This is a genomic window from Agrobacterium sp. SOY23, from assembly GCF_027212525.1.
Taxonomy (GTDB): Bacteria; Pseudomonadota; Alphaproteobacteria; order Rhizobiales; family Rhizobiaceae; genus Agrobacterium; species Agrobacterium tumefaciens_I.
This window is the reverse complement of the sequence record NZ_JAPWDT010000016.1, coordinates 1-21,801: the sequence shown is the minus strand read 5'-3', so window position 1 is coordinate 21,801 and position 21,801 is coordinate 1. Positions and strand designations below refer to the sequence as shown.

Sequence of the window (21,801 nt, the reverse complement as noted above, 5' to 3'; positions counted from 1 at the left end):
GGATCTTCATTAGACTTTGTTATCAACATGACCGCCAAAACGGTAACGATCAACCAACCCGTCCGACACTCCGCATCTTGCAGGGCTCAGGCTCGTTCACGGATCGCAAATGCGTTCCACCAGGCAGTATAGGGACCTTGCTTTGCCACGACAGGCCAGAAATTCAATTTCCAGCTGACGAAATTATGCGGGTGATATCGATGAAATTGTGGGCAATTTTCGGGGGGATTACCTTCGCATCCGCCAACAGGTTATCCCGAACAACGACCTGCAGGCCCTACGAAGTTACCCTGGTCGCGGCAGAGACGCAGATGACGTGCAACTCCGGCATAACGTTGCTGTGCCAGCCCTCGCCAACGGGCAAACCTGCGCCTGATACGGCCATCGTCGCTGGCGGAAGCGGCGTCAATGCAGCGGAGCCCCCCGCATGAGATGATGGTCACCAAGAGCCTGAACGCCAGCAAGCAAACTGGTAACTATTGACAGGATAAGACGAACATGATCAACAACCAAGAGCTGTGAACATGACAAAAACGCCGATGCCCATGAACGGTCCGGGTGAATCCACTAGCGATCTAAGGGATCGAGTTGCTAAAAGCTCGATCGGAGACGCACTGCCGCTCGTCCATGTCACGGAGATGGGGGTGGGCAACGCGATCATATTCTCCGGCCACCTTAAGGCGACGCGTTGTAAGGTTTTCGAGCGCGACCTGCTTTATTTTTTCCTCGGCCGACCGGCCTACCGGCTCAAGGAAGAGGGTGACACATCACGCTATATATCAAGATATCCATGTGTCTTCGTCGTTGACCCTGCTCGGGTCAAACCGGCGCAGGTTTATCCTTTCGATACGGGCGCAGCCCGTGCAGGCTTGTACGAGAACGCTGATCCCCATCTTGGGATAAAGGACTATCTCTTGGATGGAAGTTATGAAGGGGCGAGGCGTCAATTGGGCTTTGCTTTCGAAAACGTTGATGATTATTTCGAAGGTCGGCTTCGGCCCGGTTTAACCGATGAAATTCCTCCCTTCGAACAGGCAACCCACAGCTATGCCGCAATTGCAAATCAGGCGAACAGGGGCCTCAACATCCCAGGAACCTATGACGACCGGGCTTCTGCTATCGAAATAGCAACGGAAAATCACCTCGATCTCAAAGGGGCTGTTCAATTGGTGATCTTGCCCCAACAGTTTCTCGAAGGCGATGATGGCAGCAGGAACGCAAAACTGATCGCGCGGCTTAAAGATCTGGACCTGACGGTCTCGCTATACGACTGGCAAAGCACCCGCGCTCCGGCGGATTTTCGGGCGGAGATCAACGCGAAAGTCCTAAATCACTTCAAGAGCCTCGCCCAACCATGACTTCCAGCCATAAGACGATGAAGCTGGTTGGCTACGAAAGCCTAACCGGGGAAGCAACAGGGATCTGTGCCGGACTGTACACTGTACCGGGAAAGACCAACGAGATATTCATTCCGCAGCCAACGATTGAGGGTGACGGGCTGTCTAAAGTACGTGCTTTCAGTCCTGTCCTACCTCGCAATGCTCAATGGTTGAGGGCGAGCGACAACGAATTTTCTCTATCGGTAGGCGATATATGGAAAGACGTCATGCTGATCGGTGGGAAGCTATGCTTCGGAACGCGACAGGAAATACATGGTCGTCTCGGTGACGGATTTCAGAAAATTGTTCGTGACTTCCCCATGACAGCTATCGATCTGACGCGAGATATTTCCGGGCGTGACCGAAAAAATGCTATTGCTGCAGCCTACAGGCGGATAGTCTCCAGCTTGGATGCGCCGACGGCGAATTCGTGGGTAATCGACACCTATTTGCGCGGACAGGTTCTCACACATCTGCGAAGGAAACTCACGCACATCAATGCATCTAAGGCTGCTCTCGAAGCATTGCGATACGTCGAGATAACCAAAGTGGACCGAGACCGCGCGATCAGAATCAATCTTCCCGGTCTGCGTGAATTCGATCCCGGAGACATCGACCCGCTCCTTTCCCTCGATGATGACCGAGAGGCATACGACCTTGTTTCGGAGTTACCAAGCCCGTTTAATAACTTTAAGTTGAGCGGTCATTTGGCCGCCGACAGGTTGGTCTCCCACTATCGCCCGAAACCAGTTCTTCTTGTCTCATTTGGAAAAGCCGGCGATCTGTACGCCCGGTCGCTGTCGCAAAACCATGGACGATCTTCACCGCTGCTTGATCCCACTTGGCCCGGGAAACTCTTCGAACACATTACTCCTGCCGAGATGAGGAGTTACGACCTTCGCCGTTTCAGCGTTGTGATCGCGATCGTCGACGTCGAATCCTCCAAACGGGCGCGCTCCGAGTTCGAGAATTTCAAACGGGTCATCAACCGTGTCACGGGACTTCCACTGTTGATCGTGCCTTCACTTCCCCCACAAGGCCCGTCTCGCCTCTTACTGCCCCGAGAACAGACAAACATTTTCAACGACGACGTCCGCCATATGACACTTGATACGTCATCGGTAAGATCGCCCCATTATCAGGGTGACAGGGCGGTACCTCTAGGACGGCGGATCGTTGATCTCGTATTACAGGCTTGTATCCTACTCCTCACGAAGCAGGATACACTAGCTCGTTTCGTACGCGCCATGGAAGATATTCCCGACGGATGCCTTAGCGTAACGTTTTTAGGAAAAGACACAGAGAAAGCGCGAGATTTTTCACCTCCTACGGAAGCGGTGGCGGAGGGGCGAGGCGAGCTTCCTCATATCGTTGAGCGTGCAGTCATCAAAGGAGAAGAAGGGTTATCGCGTCGGAAACAGACAACGCCGTCAGGAATCTATGAGCTTTCTATCCGGCCACTCAGGTCCGGTCATATCGATGACCTCGCATTTGCGGCGATTGACAATGTGCTTGGTGCGTTCCGGCGCAGAGACATCGATGTCCGAATCGAGGCTGCGGACTTACCGGGGGATTGTGATCTTGAGTTCAACAGACTAACGGCGATGGCGACTCTTCGGCTTGATGGCCCGGTGAAGGTGCTCATAACCGTTGAAACTCCATCAATTCGAACTCTATTGATGATGGAAGAGCTCGGCGTTCAGGTCATCAGATATTCCGATAAGATAACGCTCCGACAATTGTTCGAAACTATTGGGAACAGCCCATGGAATAGGGTCATTCCAGATGATTTTCGCGTCCTTAGAGCACCAAGACATTCATCCAAGGAAATTTTCGGCAGAGCCAGCGAGAGGATTGGCTTGATCGTCAGATACGAGGACTGGATAACGTGGAACTCCCGGCATCCCGACAACATGCTCTCCAGCAGCGCCAAAATCGTCATACCGTCTTTTTCGACGCCACAGGCAAAGACTGAGATACATACAGTGGTGGCCATTTCGGAACGAGACATCTCAATAGCTCGCGCCGAAAATAGCGAAGCAACCGATGAGCTGTTGCATACAGCGCTTAGCCGATCCTATGTCGGTATCGATAGGATTAACGTCGACAGTAGGCGCTACCACAGTGACATCGATCGATGGGCCTTCCGTGTTGGGCGCCTTCCGATCGTGCCTAGGCGTCTTCCGCCCGAATACACTATCGGGGAAGGCTGGATCACGTTTGTCGGCGACAAATATGCTGCGGCGATGCTCATGACTCGGGTATTCGAGATATGGGTGCGAGCGCACGACACTGCAAATCACTTTCCTTATGTCCGGAGATGGCACGAGACGGCTTTAAATGATTTCCCCTGGCCGTCCGAATTCAGTGTGCTCAATGATTCTACGATTGTATATGACAGACCAAATGATCTCTTTGCTGATCTCGCTTCTATCGCCGAACATCGAACGATTATCCCGGGATTTCGAGATCCCCCAACGCCCGTACTGCGAGACGAAATCCCATCGGACTACCGTGCAGAACTCACGCGTGTCGCCCTTGAAATGTATGGCTTGACCGAGTTGGATTCGGAGGTTCGGGTCCTAGAGAGGCTCCTTCGATATGAGAGCGGCAACATTCATACCGCCCTAGACGAACGTCAATGATCCGATAGCATGCCGATTTTTTGCGCGAGGAAAGGCCCGCTTCTCTCGTCAGAGAACGGGTAGTAGTCCGTATGCCGTCGCCAACCAGTTGGCCTAATCGAAAACCGCGACGTCGGTACAGAAAGCTCGGCCGTACGCAGCCGTCGCTGACGAAATACATCCATTGCCTCGAAGACTCACAAGCAGGCCTACGGAAAGGCGGGGGCTAAGCCCCGCCTGCCCAAGGACGGGCCTAGCAGTAATCGTCGATCAACTCTCCGCCCTCCCAGTGCAGACCCTGTGCCAATGTGAACTGTTTTTCGGCGCCCTCCCGTTCGAAAAACATCCCCTGGCTCTCATGAACGAAATAGCCGTCTTCGAACGTAATCCGCATCATCGACCACCGCTTTATCGAACCTTTGCCGTGGTCTCCGAGGACGAGGATGCTAGAGTTGTCCGGAGTCATGGCGACATCGTCGATCACGGTTTCTCCGTATATGTTGCTGACCGCCACATCGCCAATATACAGCGCCTCAAAATACGTCTGGAGCGGTGCCTCCGCCGACGTCGAAGGGCAGCGAGGGTACAGGGCGGGAACTTTCCAGTTCCGCTGCAATGCCCCGGGCGTACGGGAAACTACGAGAGGCTGTGTATCGGTGGTCCCCATGTGAAATTCCTTTCCGGTTCAGTAAAGGTCGGTGCTTCGCCACCAAAAGTAAAGCTGCATATGCAAATCCGCCACAGCGGACGACGGGAACGCGTGCCGCCTGCTTGCTAAGGATGAGCCGAAGGGGCATCATGGACAATCTCGGTAGCCACGAATCGGACTCACTGTGAATATTGCCGACGACAGCATGTAGAAGCCAAATTTTCAAAGCAGAGAACTCGTTGTCCTATCGAACTCCTACAGTTTTGTAGTATCGTCGAAGCAGCAGCAACTGAAAGCAATCATATTGCTCGGAGCCCGATTAAACTCGCCCGCACCCGCCGTCGCGTTAACTGGTCCGGAAGGGAACGATTGAACCTGCGTCATAAGGGTTTCGACCTTCAAGAGCCGACCCAAAGGCTTTTGACCCTAAACGCAACCAATCACGGTATTGCCGGGATTTGTCTCTCAACGGCTGCGGCAGCTGTTGGTTTGCACGCAGAACTGAGCCGGTTAAGCGCATAATTTCCATTGAGAATTGAGCCATGTGAACCTTCCCCCAACGCGGAGAGCGACGGGGGCAACGGAGTGATCCACATGGGACTTTTAAATATCATCCGTCGGATGGCACTGCGTGAGAATCTGTCAGTGCGCGAGATCAGCCGACGCACCGGGCTGTCACGTAACACGATCGCAAAGTATCTGAGCGCGGGTACGATCGAGCCGACGTTCACGGTACCGGAACGACCGAGCAAGCTTGATCCGTTCGCCGACAAACTCGCTGGCTGGCTGAAGACCGAGGCCGGAAGGTCACGCAAACAGCGCCGAACGCTGAAGCAACTTCATGCCGATCTGACGGCTCTGGGCTTTACCGGCTCCTATGGCCGTGTCGCCGCCTTCGCCCGTGAGTGGCGGGTTGAGCAGCAGACATCGGGCCGCGGCATATTCGTTCCTCTGTCTTTCCGCCCAGGCGAAGCATTCCAGTTCGATTGGAGTGAGGACTATGCCGTGGTCGGCGGCGAACGCACAAAGCTTCAGGTGGCGCATATCAAACTATCGTACAGCCGGGCGTTTCTGGTCAGGGCATACTTGCTACAGACACACGAGATGCTCTTCGACGCTCATTGGCACGGGTTCCGGGTGTTCGGCGGCGTCCCTGGTCGCGGCATCTACGATAACATGAAGACCGCGGTCGATCGTGTTGGTCGCGGCAAGGAACGGCAGTCAACGTCCGCTTCCAGACAATGACGAACCACTACGTCTTTGCGCCAGAGTTCTGCAATCCCGCCGCAGGCTGGGAGAAGGGCCAGGTCGAGAAGAACGTTCAGGATGCCCGACCACGTTTGTGGCAACAGATGCCGGACTTTCCGGATCTGGCGGAATTGAATGTCTGGCTGGAACAGCATTGCCAGGACCTTTGGTGTGCGACACAGCGCACGGCACCTTGCCCGGCACAATCGCGGATGTTTGGGCTGATGAGCGGGTAGCATTGATGGCGCTCCCCGCTATGTTTGACGGCTTCGTCGAGCAGAGCAAGCGCGTCTCCCCCACCTGCCTGATCACCTTCGAGCGTAATCGTTACAGTGTGCCAGCATCATTTGCGAACCGGCCCGTCAGCCTGCGGATTTATTCTGAGCGGCTGGTCGTTGCAGCCGAGGGCAATATCCTCTGCGAACATCCGCGGATCATAGAACGCAGCCACGACAAACCGCCGCGAACGATTTACGACTGGCGGCATTACCTTGCGGTCATCCAACGCAAGCCCGGTGCTCTACGCAATGGCGCACCCTTCCTGGAACTGCCACCCGCCCTACGCAAATTGCAGGACCAGATGCTTCGCCGCCCTAGCGGTGATCGTGAGATGGTCGACATTCTCGCTCTCGTTCTTCATCACGATGAGCAGATCGTTGTCAGGGCTGTGGAACTGGCTCTGGATCAAGGCGTCGCGACCAAGACAAATGTGCTGAACCTGCTGCATCGCCTGATTGACGGCAAAACCACCGACGGTCCCGACATAGACACGCCACAGGCGCTGACCTTGCTACGTGAACCCAAGGCCAATGTAGAACGCTACGATGGCTTGCGGGTCCGGATCGTGGGAGGTAGCCATGCGTCATGATCCCGCCAGCGCCGCCGTCGTCATCATGCTGCGTAGCCTGAAGATGTACGGCATGGCCCAAGCCGTCACGGACCTGATCGAGCAAGGAGCTCCAGCCTTCGGTGCGGCCGTGCCGATCCTGTCCCAGTTGCTGAAAGCCGAGATAGCCGAGCGCGAGGTCCGCTCGATTGCCTATCATATGAAGGCTGCTCGCTTCCCTGCCTACAAGGACATCTCCGGCTACGACTTCGCCGCCAGCGAAATCAACGAGGCGACGGTGCGCCAACTGCATCGATGCGAGTTCATGGACGATGCGCATAACATTGTCCTCGTCGGTGGGCCGGGCACAGGAAAGACCCATATCGCGACTGCCATCGATGTTCAGGCTATCGAGCATCACCGCCGAAAGGTCCGCTTCTTCTCGACTATCGAATTGGTCAATGCGCTCGAGCAGGAGAAGACAAAGGGCAAGACAGGCCAGATTGCCGAGACGTTGGTCCGTCTCGATCTGCTGATCCTCGATGAACTCGGATACCTTCCGTTCAGCGCCTCAGGCGGAGCGCTGCTCTTCCATCTGCTGAGCAAGCTCTATGAGCGCACCAGTGTCGTCATCACCACCAACCTCAGCTTTAGCGAATGGGCCACGGTCTTCGGCGACGCCAAGATGACGACCGCTCTGCTCGATCGCCTGACCCATCGTTGCCATATCCTGGAAACCGGTAACGATAGCTTCCGCTTCAAGGCCAGTTCGGCCGCAGCAGCACAGAAGAGAGGAGAAAAGACCAATCCCTTGACCAAAGCCTGATCAGAAAACCATACTTAGAGGTGGCTCACTTCTCGGTGGAAAAACCGGCTCAGTTCCGCGTGCAAACCAACAGGCAGCGCCAGACTTCAGATCGAAAGCTCAACCAGCTCAGTCGCGTGATACATTTGCCCGAGCTGATCGTGCCGGATACGAAACTGGCTTCGCCGCTTGATCCGGAAGTTTCCTGCGACGTCGGTCTCCAGCTTGATGGCCGGATCATAATAGACCGTTCCCGCCGCCAGGGCTTTCAGGAACAGGATCAGGTCCGTCTGCTCGCAGAGCTGAATGCGTGGCCCGTAGCGATATTGAGGTGGCGGCGTCCGGAACAGCGAGGGAACGTAGGCTGCTTGGGCATGTTTGCGGTTCCAGTGCTCGATGATACCTGTGTACTGCCAGAGCGCTGCCGTTTCGCCGTGCTGGTCCAACAGGGCAATTCCCCCGGTCAGGTCGGTGATCTTGCCGGATTCGAAATCGTAGCCGGTCAGACGCAACTGAAGGCCGGTATCAGGATGACAGCCGCGGGCGCTCGAATAAATCCCCCCGAAATTCAACCGCCCCGCCTTCCCGCTCTTGTCGGCATAACCGAACCTTCGCAGAAAGGCCTCTACCCCCTTCTCGCGATAAAAACCGCCAGTCGGTTCCGGCGTGAGCAAGGTTACCGGGCTCGTTGGCCGGTAGCGGTCAAAGTCGGTTACGCCATACTGCTTGATTTCCCAGCCGAGGTAGTCCGGTTCCGAATAGCCGTTCGGCGTGATACCCAGTTCGGCCTCCAGCGTATAGCCGCCACCATTCCTCGCGACATAGGGGCGGGCAATGCCGTCGGCACCAAGCTTCTGCGAGGGTATCCAGTGTTTGGCATAGATGGCCGTAAGCGTCTCCAGAAGCCGCTGCCTCGTACTGCCGGCTTCAGGTACCGCCGGAATTTCCAGAAAAACACCGGCAGGCTCGAGATTCACGGATGCATATACGGCGTTTGCCAGGGGACTGCCGGCCGGCACGGCGTAGCCCAGAACCTGCCCGTCACGGGTGATCCCGAGAAAAAGCACCCTGCCCTCGTCGCGAACGCGCATGACATCCCCCGGCGCATTGCGGCAACCCTTCAAAAAGCCGGACATCCGGACTTCGGGGTATTTCGGGTAGAGAATAAGCTGGGCATTCGGGGCCTCGTAGCGGCCGTTTTCATCAATCCACCAGAACCGGACACTTGCCTTCGCCCGGTCGCGCACACTCCCGGCCGTATCAGATTCATCGGTCTCCACAGCACCGTGCGGAATAACGTTCAGGGCAGAAAAGTCGCCGCCGAGATAAATCTGGTTCTTCGAATTGTCGTTCGGTGCAAGCTTCTTGGCGTAAATTCGCTCGGCGCCATCCTGGCGCATGAGCCCGGCAACGGCCTCAAGGGTATCAATCATGCTGCGAGGCCCCGGATTTCCAGTTCAGATGTTTCACCGCGCAGCCATACCTCAAGGGCGGCAACAATATCATCAACCGGCAACTTCTCACTGCCCTTGAGCGCGCACTCCCACACGGTACCGACACGCCAGCCGGTCTCCCGAAGAAGGGCAGTCGCCCTCACATCACGCGCCACGTTTCCCGAGATCTTGGCCTGCCAGAATTCCGTCCGCGTCGAGGGCATCCGGAAGAGATGGCAGTCATGGCCATGCCAGAAGCAGCCATGGATAAAAACGACGGCGGAATATTTCGGAAACACCATATCGGGCTTTCCGGGCAACGTGCGCTCATGCAGCCTGTATCGAAAGCCGGCCGCATGCAGGGCCCTGCGCACAAGCAGTTCCGGCTTCGTGTCCTTGCCACGGATACCGGACATCATCCGGCTGCGGACATGGGCAGGAACGATATCAGCCATTGACGACGGCTTTCTCCTCCTCCGCCTCGGGAAGATGGAGCACCTGACCGAACCGGGCTCCCGGCAGCCATGGGCTCATGGCCTCCGCAATGGCCTCGACAACGGGCATGACGACCGCATTGCCGAACTGCCTGTAGGCCTGGGTGTCGGACACCGGTATTTCCCAGACGCGGTTTCCCCGCTCGAACCCCATCAGGCGGGCGCATTCCTTCGGGGTAAGCCTGCGCGGACGGTTCCCCTTCCCCTGATCGATCAGGATTTCAGAGCCATCCTTGTAGTAGCGGGCGGACAGTGTGCGCGCGACGTCACCGGGACCAAACAGACCGAATCCGAACCCGTTCCCTTTGGCCTCGTGCTTCTTCTTGTAGTTCTGGAGGTATTCCCAGAGCTTCGGGGTCAGGGTGTATTTGGCGTCAACGCCGGATTGCAGGATGCTGCTCAAGGTCGGTTCCGGGCCTTCCGGCACAGCGACGTCATCAAACGAGAATCCGGCGCTGTGATCGCGGAACCCGGCAATGAAGATGCGTTCCCTTCCCTGGGGAACCCATGGCCGGGCACTGACCACCCGGGTCACGACCTTGTAACCAAGTTCTTCTTCGAGCACCTTCATGATAGTTGCAAACGTGCGTCCCTTGTCGTGGCGCTGGAGGTTTTTCACGTTCTCCAGCAGGAAGGCTTTCGGCTTGTGGTAGCGGATGATCTGCGCCACATCGAAGAACAATGTTCCCTGTGTGGCATCGAGAAAGCCGTGGGGACGCCCCAGTGCATTTTTCTTCGACACGCCGGCGATCGAGAACGGCTGGCAGGGAAAGCCTGCCAGCAGCACGTCGTGCGCGGGTATCCTTGCCAGCGCCTCGTCATCCTTTGTGTACTCCCGGATATCACCGGCGAAGACGTGTTCCCCGTCCTCGGGAAAGTTTTTCCGGTAGGTCTCTGCCGCGTATTTGTCCCACTCGCTGGTAAAAACACATTTGCCGCCAATGCTCTCGAAACCGACCCTGAGACCACCAATGCCGGCGAAGAGATCAATGAAGCGGAACCGGACCGGCTTTTCCGGCAACCGGTGGCTTTCGGCCAGCTGCCGGAGCATATCGAGAGCAAGCGGCGACGGAGAGCATTCGCCGTTTTCGTGACGGTAGGCGGAGCGGATGGAAGCCCTGGTGACGCGCGCAGCCTCCTCAAGGGTAAGTCCGGCCTGCTCCCTGAGCCGCGCGAACTCTGTCTTGCCGTCCTGATGCGTCATTCCCGAATCTCCGCTGTGTCGATTTTTGCCACTCTGGCACAAAGGGACTCAGCAAACAAACCATTTGTTCCCTCTTTGTTCGAATTTTTGACAAGTTCACACAGGAGAATTTGCTTCACGCCAGAGCCCTGCTTGCAACTTTTGCCTTGGAATCATTCAATCTTGGAGCAGACCAAGAGGCAACATTCGCGGGGCAGATGGCTGCGCACAAATGTACGCAGCCACGTTGTTCAGTGTAGTGAGGCGCTTGCCGCAAGCCGCTCATCCTTGTCGTGGTGCAGGGCGAAGCGGTCAATCATGTCAGCACTCGCCTCGTTGAAGCCGAGGACCTCGACCTCGTCGCCCGCCTGACGAAACTTCAATACGATCTTGTCCAGCGCACCAATTGCGGTGATGTCCCAGAGATGGGCCTTTGTGAGATCGATGATGATCCGCTTACCCTTGTCCGTGAAGTCGAACGCATGGATGAAGGCTTCCGCCGACGCAAAAAAGACCTGCCCCACCACTGCGTAGGTGACACTGTTTTGTTCGGCATCCTCCACGCGCGTGACCCTGAACAGACGGGCTACCTTGCCAGCAAAAAAAATGCCGGACAGCAGGACGCCAACGATCACGCCCTTTGCCAGATCATGCGTTGCAACGACAGTAATGACCGTCGCCAGCATCACCACAGAGGATGGCAGCGGATGGCGTCTCAGGTCGAGGATCGACCGCCAGGAGAAAGTACCAATGGAAACCATAATCATAACCGCAACGAGCGCGGCCATGGGGATGATCTGGACGAGGTCGTTGAGGACGACGATCAGGAATAGCAGGAAAGCACCCGCCACGAACGTTGAAAGCCGTCCCCGACCACCAGATGTTACGTTGATGACCGACTGTCCGATCATGGCGCATCCGCCCATGCCGCCGATCAGCGCCGAGGCGATATTCCCCGCGCCCTGGCCAACGCATTCCTGGCTCTTGTTACTGGGCGTGTCCGTCATGTCATCGACGATCTGCGCGGTAAGCAGCGATTCCAGCAGGCCGACGGCAGCGAGCGTCACTGAATATGGGAAGATGATCTGTAGCGTCTCCAGGGTCAACGGAACCTGCGGAAGCATCAAAGACGGGATCGAAGACGGAAGTTCACCGAGGTCGCCAACGGTGCGCAGGTCCATATCGAACCACCACGCCATGGCCGTGAGCACCGCGATGGCCACGAGCGGCGATGGGATAGCCCTGGTCACGTATGGAAAGAGGTAGATGATGGCGAGGCCGCCTGCGATCATCACGTAGGTGAGCGTCGGAACCCCAACGAGTTCGGGCAATTGGGCCATGAAGATCAGGATCGCAAGCGCGTTGACGAAGCCTGTAATGACGGAACGGGAAACGAAGCGCATCACGCGGCCGAGCCTGAGCCATCCCGCGACGATCTGGATGATACCCATAAGGATCGTGGCGGCGAACAGATACTGAAGACCGTGCTCCTTGACCAGCGAGATCATGACGACAGCGGTCGCGGCCGTCGCAGCAGAGATCATGCCGGGCCGGCCGCCCACAAAGGCCGCCACGCACGCGATAGCGAAGGAAGCGTAGAGGCCAACCTTGGGATCGACGCCCGCGATTACGGAAAAGCCTATCGCTTCCGGGATAAGCGCGAGAGCGACGACGATACCCGAAAGCACATCACCACGGATGTTGGAGAACCACTCCTGACGGTAGTTTGAAAGAGTTCGCATTGGAGAATTTTCACAGTTGAGGCAACGGCCGAGCGAAACTCGGTCCTCGAAAACAGAACAGGTTGCGTTGCTGTGTTGTCTGGCGGATAGGCGGCCAGAAGAGCCACCCGGAGTTTCACCGGGTCCTTGTGGATGAAGCTAACTAGCTCACGCAGTCCGCTTTTGCAATTATATCTCGCTCTGAATGGCCTGCTGCTGGAGCGCGTCAGGGCAAGAGCTGCCCAACTCGACAAAAATGCCCTGAAAATGGCCGCTGAAGAAGACTATGGAGGCGTGCGAGCAAAAAGGGTTTTTGGAGAAATCTTCGCGGCGATGGACGCCTCGCGTGACTGATTATCTGCACAGGCATCCGGAGTTTGCCGAACTCCTGCGAACTCCTGCGACGCCAGGAAACAGTCGACCGTTGGGGGCCGTACAAAGCTTGCGGAAATTCGATCTTCCACCCGCTCGAAATACCTTGTGGCAAGGCGCCGCTGGCTAAATAGTCAGAGAGGCTGCAGCGAAAATCCACAATCGCGGCGAGACCGCGACACTGAGAACGGTCATACGGCAGCGAATTGGTCGCATAGGGCGTCGCGATCTCCTCCTTCTTCAAAGAACGGGTCCCGAGCGCGATACGCGTTGATGACATAATTCTCAAGTTTCGGGAAATTTTCGCGCGGAAATTTGCAGGGATAATGCGATGCCTCGAAGTTTTCGAGCGACCTGCTCGCCAGCTTATCCCACCCTTCAAGCTTGTCCTTGCCCTCGAAACGCAGTGATCGCAGTTTGGGAAGCTCCGACAGGCGCGACACGTCGCCCGTAATCCTGCTGGACACAAGTTGCAGGACTTCAAGATCCTTAAAGCGCAGAATGTCGTCAATGTCCTTGATAGTCGACGAGATCAGAAAGAATTTTCTAATCGGTGAATTTTCGAAAAGTGCAAGCGATCCGCTGAACCCGTGGAGCGCGAGATTTTTCAAATCCGGACATCTGTTGCCGAGATACTCGACCTTATTGGTCTTCCAGTCGAGATTGAGCCAGGTCTCGAGCTTCGGAAAAAGCTCCGGTAGTCTCGACCGGAAAGAAAGGCCGTGCGTTGTGATCTTTTTGACGTTCCGGAAATTCTTGAACACGTCGAGGTCGAAATCCTCGGAGAAGGCGCCGGACCCGACTATTCCGATCTCAACGATGTCACCCTTTTTGCGAATGTTGCTGAAATCAGGAGAGAAATAGTCCTGCAGCTCGTTCTCGGCGACATCTTCAACCTCGATCGAAAATCCGGTACAGCCATGTTCGTCGATGAGGTGCGAATAAGCCATGAAGCCGGCCTTGTTGAAATAGGCTGTCTTCCGGATTGCCAGGGATCGCGCCTCCTCGATGAAGACGTATGGCCCCGTCATCAGGTTTTCCATCGTTCTTCCATCTATTTCCAAAACGATCTCGGACACTTAGCTTCTCCATTCACGGATCGGTAACAGATCCAGATACCAGACAGTTATTTCAGTAATCGGCATCGACCGAACGCAGTTATTATCCTCGTCGCAATCTGGGCACTCATTTAGTTAAAGCTCCTCTCTTGCGAACAGATAACGCGCGCGCCACGGCGCAGAATTCAAATCGAAATAGTTGGAGAATTCGTAGCCAACCGCATCCTCCCCGGGGTTGAACAACATGAAACTGTCCCGAGCGGCATCCGCCTGCTTAAGCCATTCGGCAGAACCGAGTACTACCCCATCATGGAGAGCAAGGTGATAGGCTTCCGTTGTGAACCCGTGAAAAATGGCGCCGTCGAAATGCAAGCTCAGGCTTGCAGAAAGAACTTCATGTGACCGAAGTCGCAGACTGGTAAAAACATCGGACAGCACCTCGTTGGAAAGCACTGCTTCGTCGTGGAGCAGCACCTCGCCGGCATTCCCGAGGATGATCCACTGACATCCGTTGCAGACGAGTTCCACCTCACCACCATTGGCGGCAAATAATAGATGAAAGATACTGCCGTGGATATATTTTGAATAAACAACAGGCTTGTCGACCAGATCTTGCAGGCCATCCTGGAATGTCATTTCCCAAACTCTTCCAAATGATTTTCCGGATTGCCGACGTGATCCCGGCCAACTATCCGGTCCGGCCCAGTGCAAACAACAGCGGGGTGGTGGAGCCAAGAAGATTATCGAGTTGGCTCGCGTCAAGTGCAGGAATGATCTGCGCGATCACGCCAGCATCGGCATGCCAGAAGATAAGCGCCTCATACCCGCCCCCCGTTATTCGAAGGTAATCTACGGAACGCCTTCGGCCAATCTGCCGCCATGAGCGCAGTTATCACCCAATCTTGTAATCATTTTGCCCTCTATACTGGCGACCGAAGAGCCGCCCGTGATCGTGTCCGAAGTCCCAGGGCAACAATCCAGCCGCAAGCCGGGTGCATGGTTGTCTTCGCGGTCGACATCAGGCGCCACACAGCGCTGCCATTGCGTTTCGAGTCGGTGATGGCTTGGATCAAGTAACGGTGTACACACATCAGACAATCTACGGCTTTCTGGCTTTGAAAGGACGCTCGAGCAACTCGTTTGGAATCGCATACTCTCTCCATTCTCCCTCAACGAGAGAAAAGATCCGGTTTCCGTAATCAAACACGTGCAGTCTGTCTTCCCGGGCAAAAATCGCTGATGGCTGAACCCGTTTGCTCCCGAGCTGGAGCTTCACCTTTGGTGTAAAGGTTTTTGCTAAATGTCCATCGAAACGAAACAGTTCCGAGTCAGCAATGAGGATCAACTTACCGTCGAGATAAGCAGCATCAGAGTAATGCTTTTCGCGATCCGGCAACGATGAAATCTCCGAAAAACCGCTTTCTGGTATTCCAATCATGACCACACCGTCGGAGCCAACCAGATAATCATTGCCCTGCTTGTCGGAAGTGATGGCGGCCACCCATGCGTATGGTGGTGAAGCCTCGGCAATCCGTGCAGGCAACTCCTGACGTTTCCAACTGCCAGGTGTTCCTGTAAAAAGCGTCGTTAGAACAGGATGGGTACCCTTTCCAGCTCTCAATCTCTTTTTCAGTTCAAAGCGTTCGTCTTCCGTCATGTCACTTCGAAATAGAGGATGGCCCGGGTAAAGGGTAAAGTATCGTTGGTTCGGTCTCTGGGTCGCAACGATAAAGATCTCACCTTTGACGTTTTTGCCTAGAATGGCCCATTCAGTCCCCGAGTAGGGATATTCAGTCGTAAGCGACGGAGACACGTCCTCCCAACTCCCGCCTTTTCCGAGCTTCAAGAAGTTCTCGCTGCCTGCGACAAGCCAACGATTGTCATAAGGAAGAATGGAGCGGAAATCGATTTCAGGCGCGGTCTCGGATTCGGCTTGAGTTCCGGGGATAATGAAATGCTGTGAACCGTCCGGACCGACAACGTAAATGTCGCCCTGCAGGCTGATCGTGACATAGGAAGGCTCTATATTGTCTTTCGACGACGGTATCACTCGGATGTCGCGCAACTCCCTGCGAACATCCGATCGCGAGAATGTTTGTTCAACAGTGTCGTGCATTAGAATGATCGTGTATGGATCGTCCCAGCGCGGTCCACCCACCAGAGAAGCGAAGTGACGGTCGGTGTCTGCCATGGATGCCTGATAGAGTTTGGGCTCCCATTTGCCGTACAGTTCTTCGAAATCTTGCGCGTCATTCAGAATGTCATCCAAGAAGGTCTCACCTTTTTACGAGTATTTTCCAGCACGAAGTAAATCAGCGATTTTGCCCGTTGGAAGCGGTTTGCTTCGGCGGCCTTGGACTTGCCAGAGACCTTGCCCAGTTCCTTCTCCCAAAGATCGAAGAGGCAGGCGACGATGGCCACAGACTTCTTCTGACGCAGCATGGAGCGGCTGTCGGCATTCCGACCGCGGGCCTCAAGACCGCGTCCAAGGCCGGCGTCGGCTCGGCCGATATCTGACCTTCTACAATGGTCGACGCCCACATTCATCCCTTGACCAGCAGACTTCAACCCGCTGATACCAATAATGGTGCCGGCATGATCAGGGCGGTAAACCACTTAGCGAAACGCCCAAAACTGTTCAGACAAACCAACCCAGCTCTTTCAGTCGAACGTAATCCAAGGCACTCCTTGCACCAGCCTTCCGCCATGCGCGCAGGAGTCGCCAATACGGGCAATCCTCTTGCCCTCTATCTTGGCGATCGAGGATCCACCTGTGATCTTGTCTGATGTCGTAGGCACTCCAGTGCAAAGTAGACTGTCACCGACCGTGGCCACGGGTACGCCTTCCACCGTTACAAAACTTTGCTGTGTAGAGACGACCGGTCCGCCAATATGCGGCCTAGGGCCGGGATCGATCATTGGGCAGACGTGCCAGTGTGCTTTCAACGTTACGGGCATTCCAGGCAAAGTAAAACCTCCTGAGCTTGTCACGAAAGAGCTGAACGGTCTGAGGGAGTGGAAATCATCGGGATATCGGGATTAATCTCGATGAGTCTCGCGGGCGACGTCGCATCGCTGCAATCCACGCTGATGTCCAAAAGCAAGCTCGGTAGTGGACTCGATGGGCAGAGCTTTGTCGCCGTGCGGACTATGCGCTCCTTGATCGCGAGGTCTGGACGCACACCTTGCGGGACGGACTGCCACCTTGCGTCGACCATCTCGCCGTCGCGAACCCTGACCCGCAACTCTGCGTGCGAGGCCAGATCAACTGCCGGAAAGAAGTGCAGGAACGTCGGCACCTGCCCAATCACGAAGGCTTCCAGGATGATCGCCATCCGGCTCGTCACCGATGCGAGCAGTGCGGGTATCATTGCTACGGCGTCAGACGACTCTATTATGCTAAAGGTCGGCACTTCCTTCCAACTGACCGGGCCGATCTTTGGGAACACCGGACCTCCGTAAAACTCGATTGTATGCTGGGCGATCTCCGGTATGGCGATCACCTGCTGTTTCCAGCGTGCTCGATCGGAGTTGCCGCGTAAAACGATCTCGATATCGTCTGCGCTAAGGGGAAGAGATGCCGCGGGACGCGCCAGTGCATATTCTTTATACAACGGAGGCCAGTTCTCGAACGCGGTCGTAATGATCTGGTCGGTGTATTTTTCCGCGACCGAACTCAAATGCGCATAGGCTTCCTGAAGCATCGGCCCTTCTCCAAGGTCAGAGGTAATCCGGAGTAAGATCAGCGAGGAATTCATCGAAGTCCTTCGCGACCATTCCGACGTGATCCCAACCATAGCCAGCATCACCAAAGGTCTTCGCCTTGACTACGATGTACAGGATACGACCGTAGGTATCCGCGTTCAGATCGAGCAGGCAGTGGCCATAGCCGCTATCGAATGTCAGTGGATAAACTCCTGCAGGCAACCAATCACCGGAGTTTCCATATAGCGGGTCGATATAGCGTTGACGCGCCTCAATCATTTTGCCGGGACTGGCGATCGCACCGACATCGGCTTTCTTCTTTTTTCCATCAGGAAAAACCACCTTGGTCTTGAAAGCGAAAATCTTCTTGCTGTTAAGGTCGCGACTTCCGTACTTCGACCAAAAGCTCTTAAGTGAGTCCGGTAGAGTGACGCCTTCGGAGCGTTCAAATTCGTCGATCTCCGGGTTGGTAACCGGCCTATGTACACGTCCCATCTCGTCTGGCGTGTTCAAAAGCGTATCTAAACTTCCGTTCAACGCCCTCATCCCTTTTTAGGCGGGCCAAACGACTTGGCGAGACCTTTTTTACTGTCGATGCGACGAACGAACTCTGTGAAGCTGTCAGCGACCGTTCCTACCTGGTCCCACCCATATCCATCGGCACCAAAAGCTTTAGTCTTCACTTGAAGATAGCGAACCTTTCCGAAACCGTCCTTCGACAGATCGAGCATTACGTGACCATAGCCGCTGTCGAATGTGACCGGGACGAGATCCTCTGGGATCCGTGCGCCGCTACCGGCGTTGAGATAGGACTGCCGGGTCTCCAAGATTCCTGCTGGGCCAGCGATCTTGCCAATCTCAGCGTCGCCGCTTTTTCCTGTTTGCCAAGTCACACGAGTATAAAGTTTACCGAACCCCTCCGTCCATATTGTGAACTCGCCAAAATCGCGGACGAAATCCAGATAATCGCTGGGAAGCGTCAATCCAGTTTGCGATTGGAATTGCTCGGCTTCCTCACTACTTACCTCTTTCCAACGCGCGCCAAATTCATCGGGCGGATAAGCCTTGGCCTGTTCGTAACTTGCGAAAAGTGTCGGGTTAAGTGATTTCAGGTCCATTTTCTATCTTTCAGAACAGTTCGGAATTGATAAGAGAGTTGCCGCCGACATGCGCGACGCCACCTTGGCCGGTGTCATGTATGACTCGAGGAACGTATCCAACAGTCCCGTCTTCAAAGTGATTGAGTACATATTTTTGCGGATCTGGCGGCGGCTTCCCAAGCATATTGGACAGGGCGGTTCCGTCTGTTGCGGCATTGCCTGTAACAACCGGCAAGTCGTGTTTTTGACCGACGACATAGTTGTCGAAATTAGGGAAGCCGTCCTTATAGTCAATTCCGTCGACGGTCCTGCCGTCTGGTAGTTTTTTCGGTTCGTTGAATTTGAAGAAGCCTTCGCCGTCCGCTGGCTGATCGATTTTGTTACCGGCCTTGTCGACCCAATTCCCGTTTTCGCCATTGCGCGGCATGCGACCGTTCGGGACTTTCTTGCATTCGGCACAATTTTTCTTGGCGCGCTTTTTCTTCATCGCCTCGCGCACTTTCTCCAAAGCACGCTTTCGGGCCGCGATCGCCGCCTTGGCACCCTTCATGCCCACGAGGCTCTCCTGCAGAGCTTTGGCGCTTTTGCCGAAGTAGGAGGCGATCGCCCCGCCAAGCTTGGCACCTTTAGGCCCGTAGCGGGCCAGCAGCTTACTTTTTCCAATAAGATCGCCGAACGGCACGGCAGATACCGCGGAGAACAAGGCTCCCCACCAGTCGCCCTTCACAGCGCGGATGCCAGCGCTCGTCAGATCGGCTGCGCCCGTTGGGTCGAAAATGCCGGCGACGTCGGTGATGATGGCTGGATCGTCTTTCGCCATCTGCTTGACGTTCGACCAGATCCCGTCTTTCAGTTCTGCCTTATAAGCTTCGCTCATTGGAGAAGTTCTCCCTTGGCGTTCAGTTGTCGGGCAATCTCCTCCGGCAGCCATTCGCGGGGGTCGTCGATAGTTTCCGCGTCGTCCCAGGCGCGTGCCATGCGATCTTCGGTCATGCGGTCGAATTTCTCGTTGGTGGTGATGTCCGTTCGCCTGAGAATCTGGTTGAGAGCGGGCTCCTTGTGCCAACCAGGTGCGATCCGAAACATGAAGTCTATAAAGAGTTCAATGTGCTCCACGTCGTGGATGGCATAAGAGAACATCGCCAGCGAAATGCCATGGCTGATCATCTGATCGAGCACCTGCCGATCGACCTGTGCAATTGCCGGATAGAACTCTTCGTCGAGATTCTCGACGACATGCGCGACGAGCGCTGGACGATTGTAGAGCAGCGGTGCATCGATCTGCGACTGGGTCAGGTGCATCATCGGTCGAACGCGAGCTCCCTCCACTGAAATCTGGACCAGATCCGAGGGGATGTCCTTCACGTCGGATATCTCGTTATCGGATACATCGACTTTCTCTCCGCGCGCTTCCAGCACATGCGTGGAAAGCCGCCCGTCGCCATTGCTGCGGAACCAGGCGAAGGCGTGCTCGCCCATCTCCGTACCGAGCCGCTCGATCCCACTGAGGAAATGCTCTCTCTGCTCGACCGTGAGAAACGGCAACTGGCCGGCGATAATCATCGGATCGTAGAAGCGCCAGAATATGTGGTCTCCATCGCCATCAACGACCTTCACGAACTTGCGAAAATGGGTAAAGATTTCGGCGAATTCCAGATTGCTTTCGACGAAGACGCTCCAGCGTCGGCCAAGACCTTCGCCGACAAGGTAACGGATGAGTTCTCCGCTTTCGTCGCACCTGAATAGCCACGGCGCATCGTCTTCGAATTCCTGCCGCGCATCGCCGATGAATAGGCATGCTCCTTCGTCAGTCATGCCTTGGGCGATTGTCAATAGACCAGGATTGCGAGAGGGATCGATCAGGACGAACAGCTTCGAACCTGCATATCGAGGCTGCATGAACTCATTCTGGATTTGCGTTTTCAATGTTTCGAACATAGGTCAGCTCTTCTTCGAACAATCTTCCGCAAACCCCTTGTCGGTCTTCTTGCCGGGGCCGCCGCGAGAGAAGTTTATCTGATTGCCTTTGATATCGACGCGCAGGCCCTTGATAAGTATCCCGCTTTCGTTGATCTCAATTCTGCCGCCCGGCGCCGTGAGTACGATCTTCTTGTTGGCGTTTACGTACCAGGTCTCGGAACGGCCTAGGAACTTGTCGTGCGTCCACAAATCGAAGAGTTCACCGACCTCCATTCGGATTGTTTTACCTACGGTGGTGCGCTGCTCTTTCCCGACGCTGGTAATATAGGTCTGGCCAACATTGGTGACCTTGCTCACCCCGATCTGTTCAGCCCGCGCCACACCGACGCTATCGGATTTGAACGTGCTGACGATCGTGTTCATGATGCCCGGCAGCGGAAACAGACCCGAAGCATCGGAACCGACGCCCGAGCCGGAACCGGCAAGCGCCGTACCCGCATCCGCACGCGGGCTCGGGCCGGAGACGACACCCTCACGCGAGGAAAGACCGCCCGCACCAAGAAAACCGAGCGCAGATGAGGCGAGCGTGGTGGCGAAAGCCGCGACACCGGGGCCACCACCGCCGGCGATCTGGGCGGCCTGCGAAAGAAGGCCGGCCGTTTGCCCGGAGAGCGCCTGCACGCCCGCCATGGCCATCATCGCCATCGGCCCCGTGCCGCCGACGACCGTATTCACCGAACCACCGATCTCGTGTTTCTGGTTGCCGGAAACTTCAACGGCACGGTTTCCGCCGACCGAGGCGACCTCATGCCGGTCGATGCGCTTGGTCCGGTCATTCAATACCCGCGTCGTCTGGTCCTTCTGGGCGTGGAAGAACTGGTTCTCCTTGCCGGCCTCATCCTCGAAGGTGATTTCGTTGAAACCGTCACCCTTGTGGCTGTTGGAACGCAGCACCATGCGGGTCTTGTTGGCGGGCAGGTCGTAAGGCACGGAATTGGCGGGATTGTTGACCACGCCGATAACCAGCGGTTTGTCCGGGTCGCCATCGACAAAAGCGACCATCACTTCCATGCCGATGCGCGGGATAACCTGCGCACCCCATGTGCCGCCGCCCCATGCCTGGCTGACCCGCACCCAGCATGTATCCGTGCCGTCCTTCTTCGCCTTGCGGTCCCACGGGAACCACAGCTTGATGCGGCCATATTGATCCGGATGGATTTCCTCGCCCTCGGGCCCGGCGACGATCGCCACCTGCGTACCCTCGATGCGCGGGCGTTTCGTTGC

20 protein-coding genes, 1 pseudogene and 1 other annotated feature are annotated in these 21,801 nt (G+C 55.8%); of the genes and pseudogenes, 5 read left to right on the top strand and 16 right to left on the bottom strand.

Going from position 1 to position 21,801, the window contains the following annotated elements; all coding sequences use genetic code 11:
• The first annotated feature begins 524 nt into the window (after window positions 1-524).
• Both O3S81_RS26020 and O3S81_RS26015 read left to right on the top strand, forming a co-directional pair.
• A complete protein-coding gene (locus O3S81_RS26020) occupies window positions 525-1,358 on the top strand; it encodes a hypothetical protein (RefSeq protein ID WP_269347732.1) in 834 nt (277 codons plus the stop codon).
• Window positions 1,355-4,024 carry a hypothetical protein gene (locus O3S81_RS26015; RefSeq protein WP_269347730.1) on the top strand — a complete coding sequence of 890 codons (2,670 nt, stop codon included), beginning with the start codon at window positions 1,355-1,357 and terminating at the stop codon, window positions 4,022-4,024. The genes O3S81_RS26020 and O3S81_RS26015 overlap by 4 nt, the downstream gene beginning before the upstream one ends.
• Before the next feature lie 232 nt (window positions 4,025-4,256).
• Here O3S81_RS26015 and O3S81_RS26010 read toward each other — a convergent pair whose 3' ends face one another.
• Complete coding sequence (locus tag O3S81_RS26010; protein ID WP_269347728.1) at window positions 4,257-4,670, bottom strand: hypothetical protein; 414 nt, start codon at window positions 4,668-4,670, stop codon at window positions 4,257-4,259.
• Between the two features lie 576 nt (window positions 4,671-5,246).
• On the opposite strand from O3S81_RS26010, the pseudogene istA reads away from it, so the two are divergent.
• Together istA and istB are read left to right on the top strand one after the other, a co-directional pair.
• Window positions 5,247-6,768, top strand: a pseudogene (istA, locus tag O3S81_RS26005) (IS21 family transposase).
• Window positions 6,758-7,552, top strand: a complete 795-nt coding sequence (istB, locus tag O3S81_RS26000; RefSeq protein ID WP_269347725.1) for an IS21-like element helper ATPase IstB — start codon at window positions 6,758-6,760, stop codon at window positions 7,550-7,552. The pseudogene istA and the gene istB overlap by 11 nt, the downstream one beginning before the upstream one ends.
• An 86-nt stretch (window positions 7,553-7,638) precedes the next feature.
• Here the strand turns inward: istB and O3S81_RS25995 are convergent, their stop codons facing one another.
• The 4 genes from O3S81_RS25995 to O3S81_RS25980 all read right to left on the bottom strand — a co-directional run bounded on the left by O3S81_RS25995 (window position 7,639) and on the right by O3S81_RS25980 (window position 12,383).
• Complete coding sequence (locus O3S81_RS25995) at window positions 7,639-8,964, bottom strand: MvaI/BcnI family restriction endonuclease (protein WP_269347724.1); 1,326 nt, start codon at window positions 8,962-8,964, stop codon at window positions 7,639-7,641.
• On the bottom strand, window positions 8,961-9,419 hold the full coding sequence (locus O3S81_RS25990; protein ID WP_269347722.1) for a very short patch repair endonuclease: 459 nt from the start codon (window positions 9,417-9,419) through the stop codon (window positions 8,961-8,963). The genes O3S81_RS25995 and O3S81_RS25990 overlap by 4 nt, the downstream gene beginning before the upstream one ends.
• Window positions 9,412-10,662: a DNA (cytosine-5-)-methyltransferase gene (gene dcm, locus O3S81_RS25985; protein WP_269347720.1), complete on the bottom strand. Its 1,251-nt coding sequence runs from the start codon at window positions 10,660-10,662 to the stop codon at window positions 9,412-9,414. The genes O3S81_RS25990 and dcm overlap by 8 nt, the downstream gene beginning before the upstream one ends.
• Window positions 10,663-10,892: 230 nt before the next feature.
• Window positions 10,893-12,383, bottom strand: coding sequence for a SulP family inorganic anion transporter (locus O3S81_RS25980; RefSeq protein ID WP_269347719.1), 1,491 nt, complete (start codon window positions 12,381-12,383; stop codon window positions 10,893-10,895).
• Between the two features lie 73 nt (window positions 12,384-12,456).
• Window positions 12,457-12,512, bottom strand: a sequence feature (sul1 is cis-regulatory element that is thought to sense ions involved in sulfur or methionine metabolism; They are found in Alphaproteobacteria).
• A gap of 3 nt (window positions 12,513-12,515) precedes the next feature.
• Between O3S81_RS25980 and O3S81_RS25975 the strand changes: the two genes are divergently transcribed.
• The gene (locus tag O3S81_RS25975) at window positions 12,516-12,716 is read left to right on the top strand and encodes a hypothetical protein (protein WP_111798126.1); all 201 of its coding nucleotides are present in this window, start codon (window positions 12,516-12,518) and stop codon (window positions 12,714-12,716) included.
• 209 nt (window positions 12,717-12,925) lie between these two features.
• Here O3S81_RS25975 and O3S81_RS25970 read toward each other — a convergent pair whose 3' ends face one another.
• From O3S81_RS25970 to tssI, 11 genes are all read right to left on the bottom strand, one after another.
• Complete coding sequence (locus O3S81_RS25970; RefSeq protein WP_269347717.1) at window positions 12,926-13,765, bottom strand: hypothetical protein; 840 nt, start codon at window positions 13,763-13,765, stop codon at window positions 12,926-12,928.
• 162 nt (window positions 13,766-13,927) lie between these two features.
• The gene (locus O3S81_RS25965) at window positions 13,928-14,428 is read right to left on the bottom strand and encodes a hypothetical protein (RefSeq protein ID WP_111798128.1); all 501 of its coding nucleotides are present in this window, start codon (window positions 14,426-14,428) and stop codon (window positions 13,928-13,930) included.
• Between the two features lie 463 nt (window positions 14,429-14,891).
• Window positions 14,892-16,061, bottom strand: coding sequence for a hypothetical protein (locus O3S81_RS25960; protein WP_269347713.1), 1,170 nt, complete (start codon window positions 16,059-16,061; stop codon window positions 14,892-14,894).
• Window positions 16,046-16,408, bottom strand: a complete 363-nt coding sequence (locus O3S81_RS25955; protein WP_269347711.1) for a hypothetical protein — start codon at window positions 16,406-16,408, stop codon at window positions 16,046-16,048. Before O3S81_RS25955 ends, O3S81_RS25960 begins: the two co-directional genes overlap by 16 nt.
• A 45-nt stretch (window positions 16,409-16,453) precedes the next feature.
• Window positions 16,454-16,750 (bottom strand): PAAR domain-containing protein, encoded by a 297-nt coding sequence (locus O3S81_RS25950; protein WP_162691588.1) that lies wholly within the window; start codon window positions 16,748-16,750, stop codon window positions 16,454-16,456.
• A gap of 29 nt (window positions 16,751-16,779) precedes the next feature.
• Window positions 16,780-17,496, bottom strand: coding sequence for a hypothetical protein (locus O3S81_RS25945; RefSeq protein ID WP_269347710.1), 717 nt, complete (start codon window positions 17,494-17,496; stop codon window positions 16,780-16,782).
• Between the two features lie 16 nt (window positions 17,497-17,512).
• The gene (locus tag O3S81_RS25940; protein ID WP_269347707.1) at window positions 17,513-18,010 is read right to left on the bottom strand and encodes an SMI1/KNR4 family protein; all 498 of its coding nucleotides are present in this window, start codon (window positions 18,008-18,010) and stop codon (window positions 17,513-17,515) included.
• A 29-nt stretch (window positions 18,011-18,039) separates the two neighbouring features.
• Window positions 18,040-18,615, bottom strand: a complete 576-nt coding sequence (locus O3S81_RS25935) for an SMI1/KNR4 family protein (RefSeq protein ID WP_111798133.1) — start codon at window positions 18,613-18,615, stop codon at window positions 18,040-18,042.
• A 10-nt stretch (window positions 18,616-18,625) separates the two neighbouring features.
• Entirely contained in the window at window positions 18,626-19,474 is an 849-nt protein-coding gene (locus O3S81_RS25930; RefSeq protein WP_111798134.1) for a hypothetical protein, read from the bottom strand.
• Window positions 19,471-20,535, bottom strand: coding sequence for a DUF4123 domain-containing protein (locus tag O3S81_RS25925; RefSeq protein WP_269347703.1), 1,065 nt, complete (start codon window positions 20,533-20,535; stop codon window positions 19,471-19,473). The genes O3S81_RS25930 and O3S81_RS25925 overlap by 4 nt, the downstream gene beginning before the upstream one ends.
• Before the next feature lie 3 nt (window positions 20,536-20,538).
• Window positions 20,539-21,801, bottom strand: a 1,263-nt coding sequence (gene tssI, locus O3S81_RS25920; RefSeq protein ID WP_269347701.1) for a type VI secretion system tip protein TssI/VgrG, incomplete at its 5' end; no start/stop codon positions are given.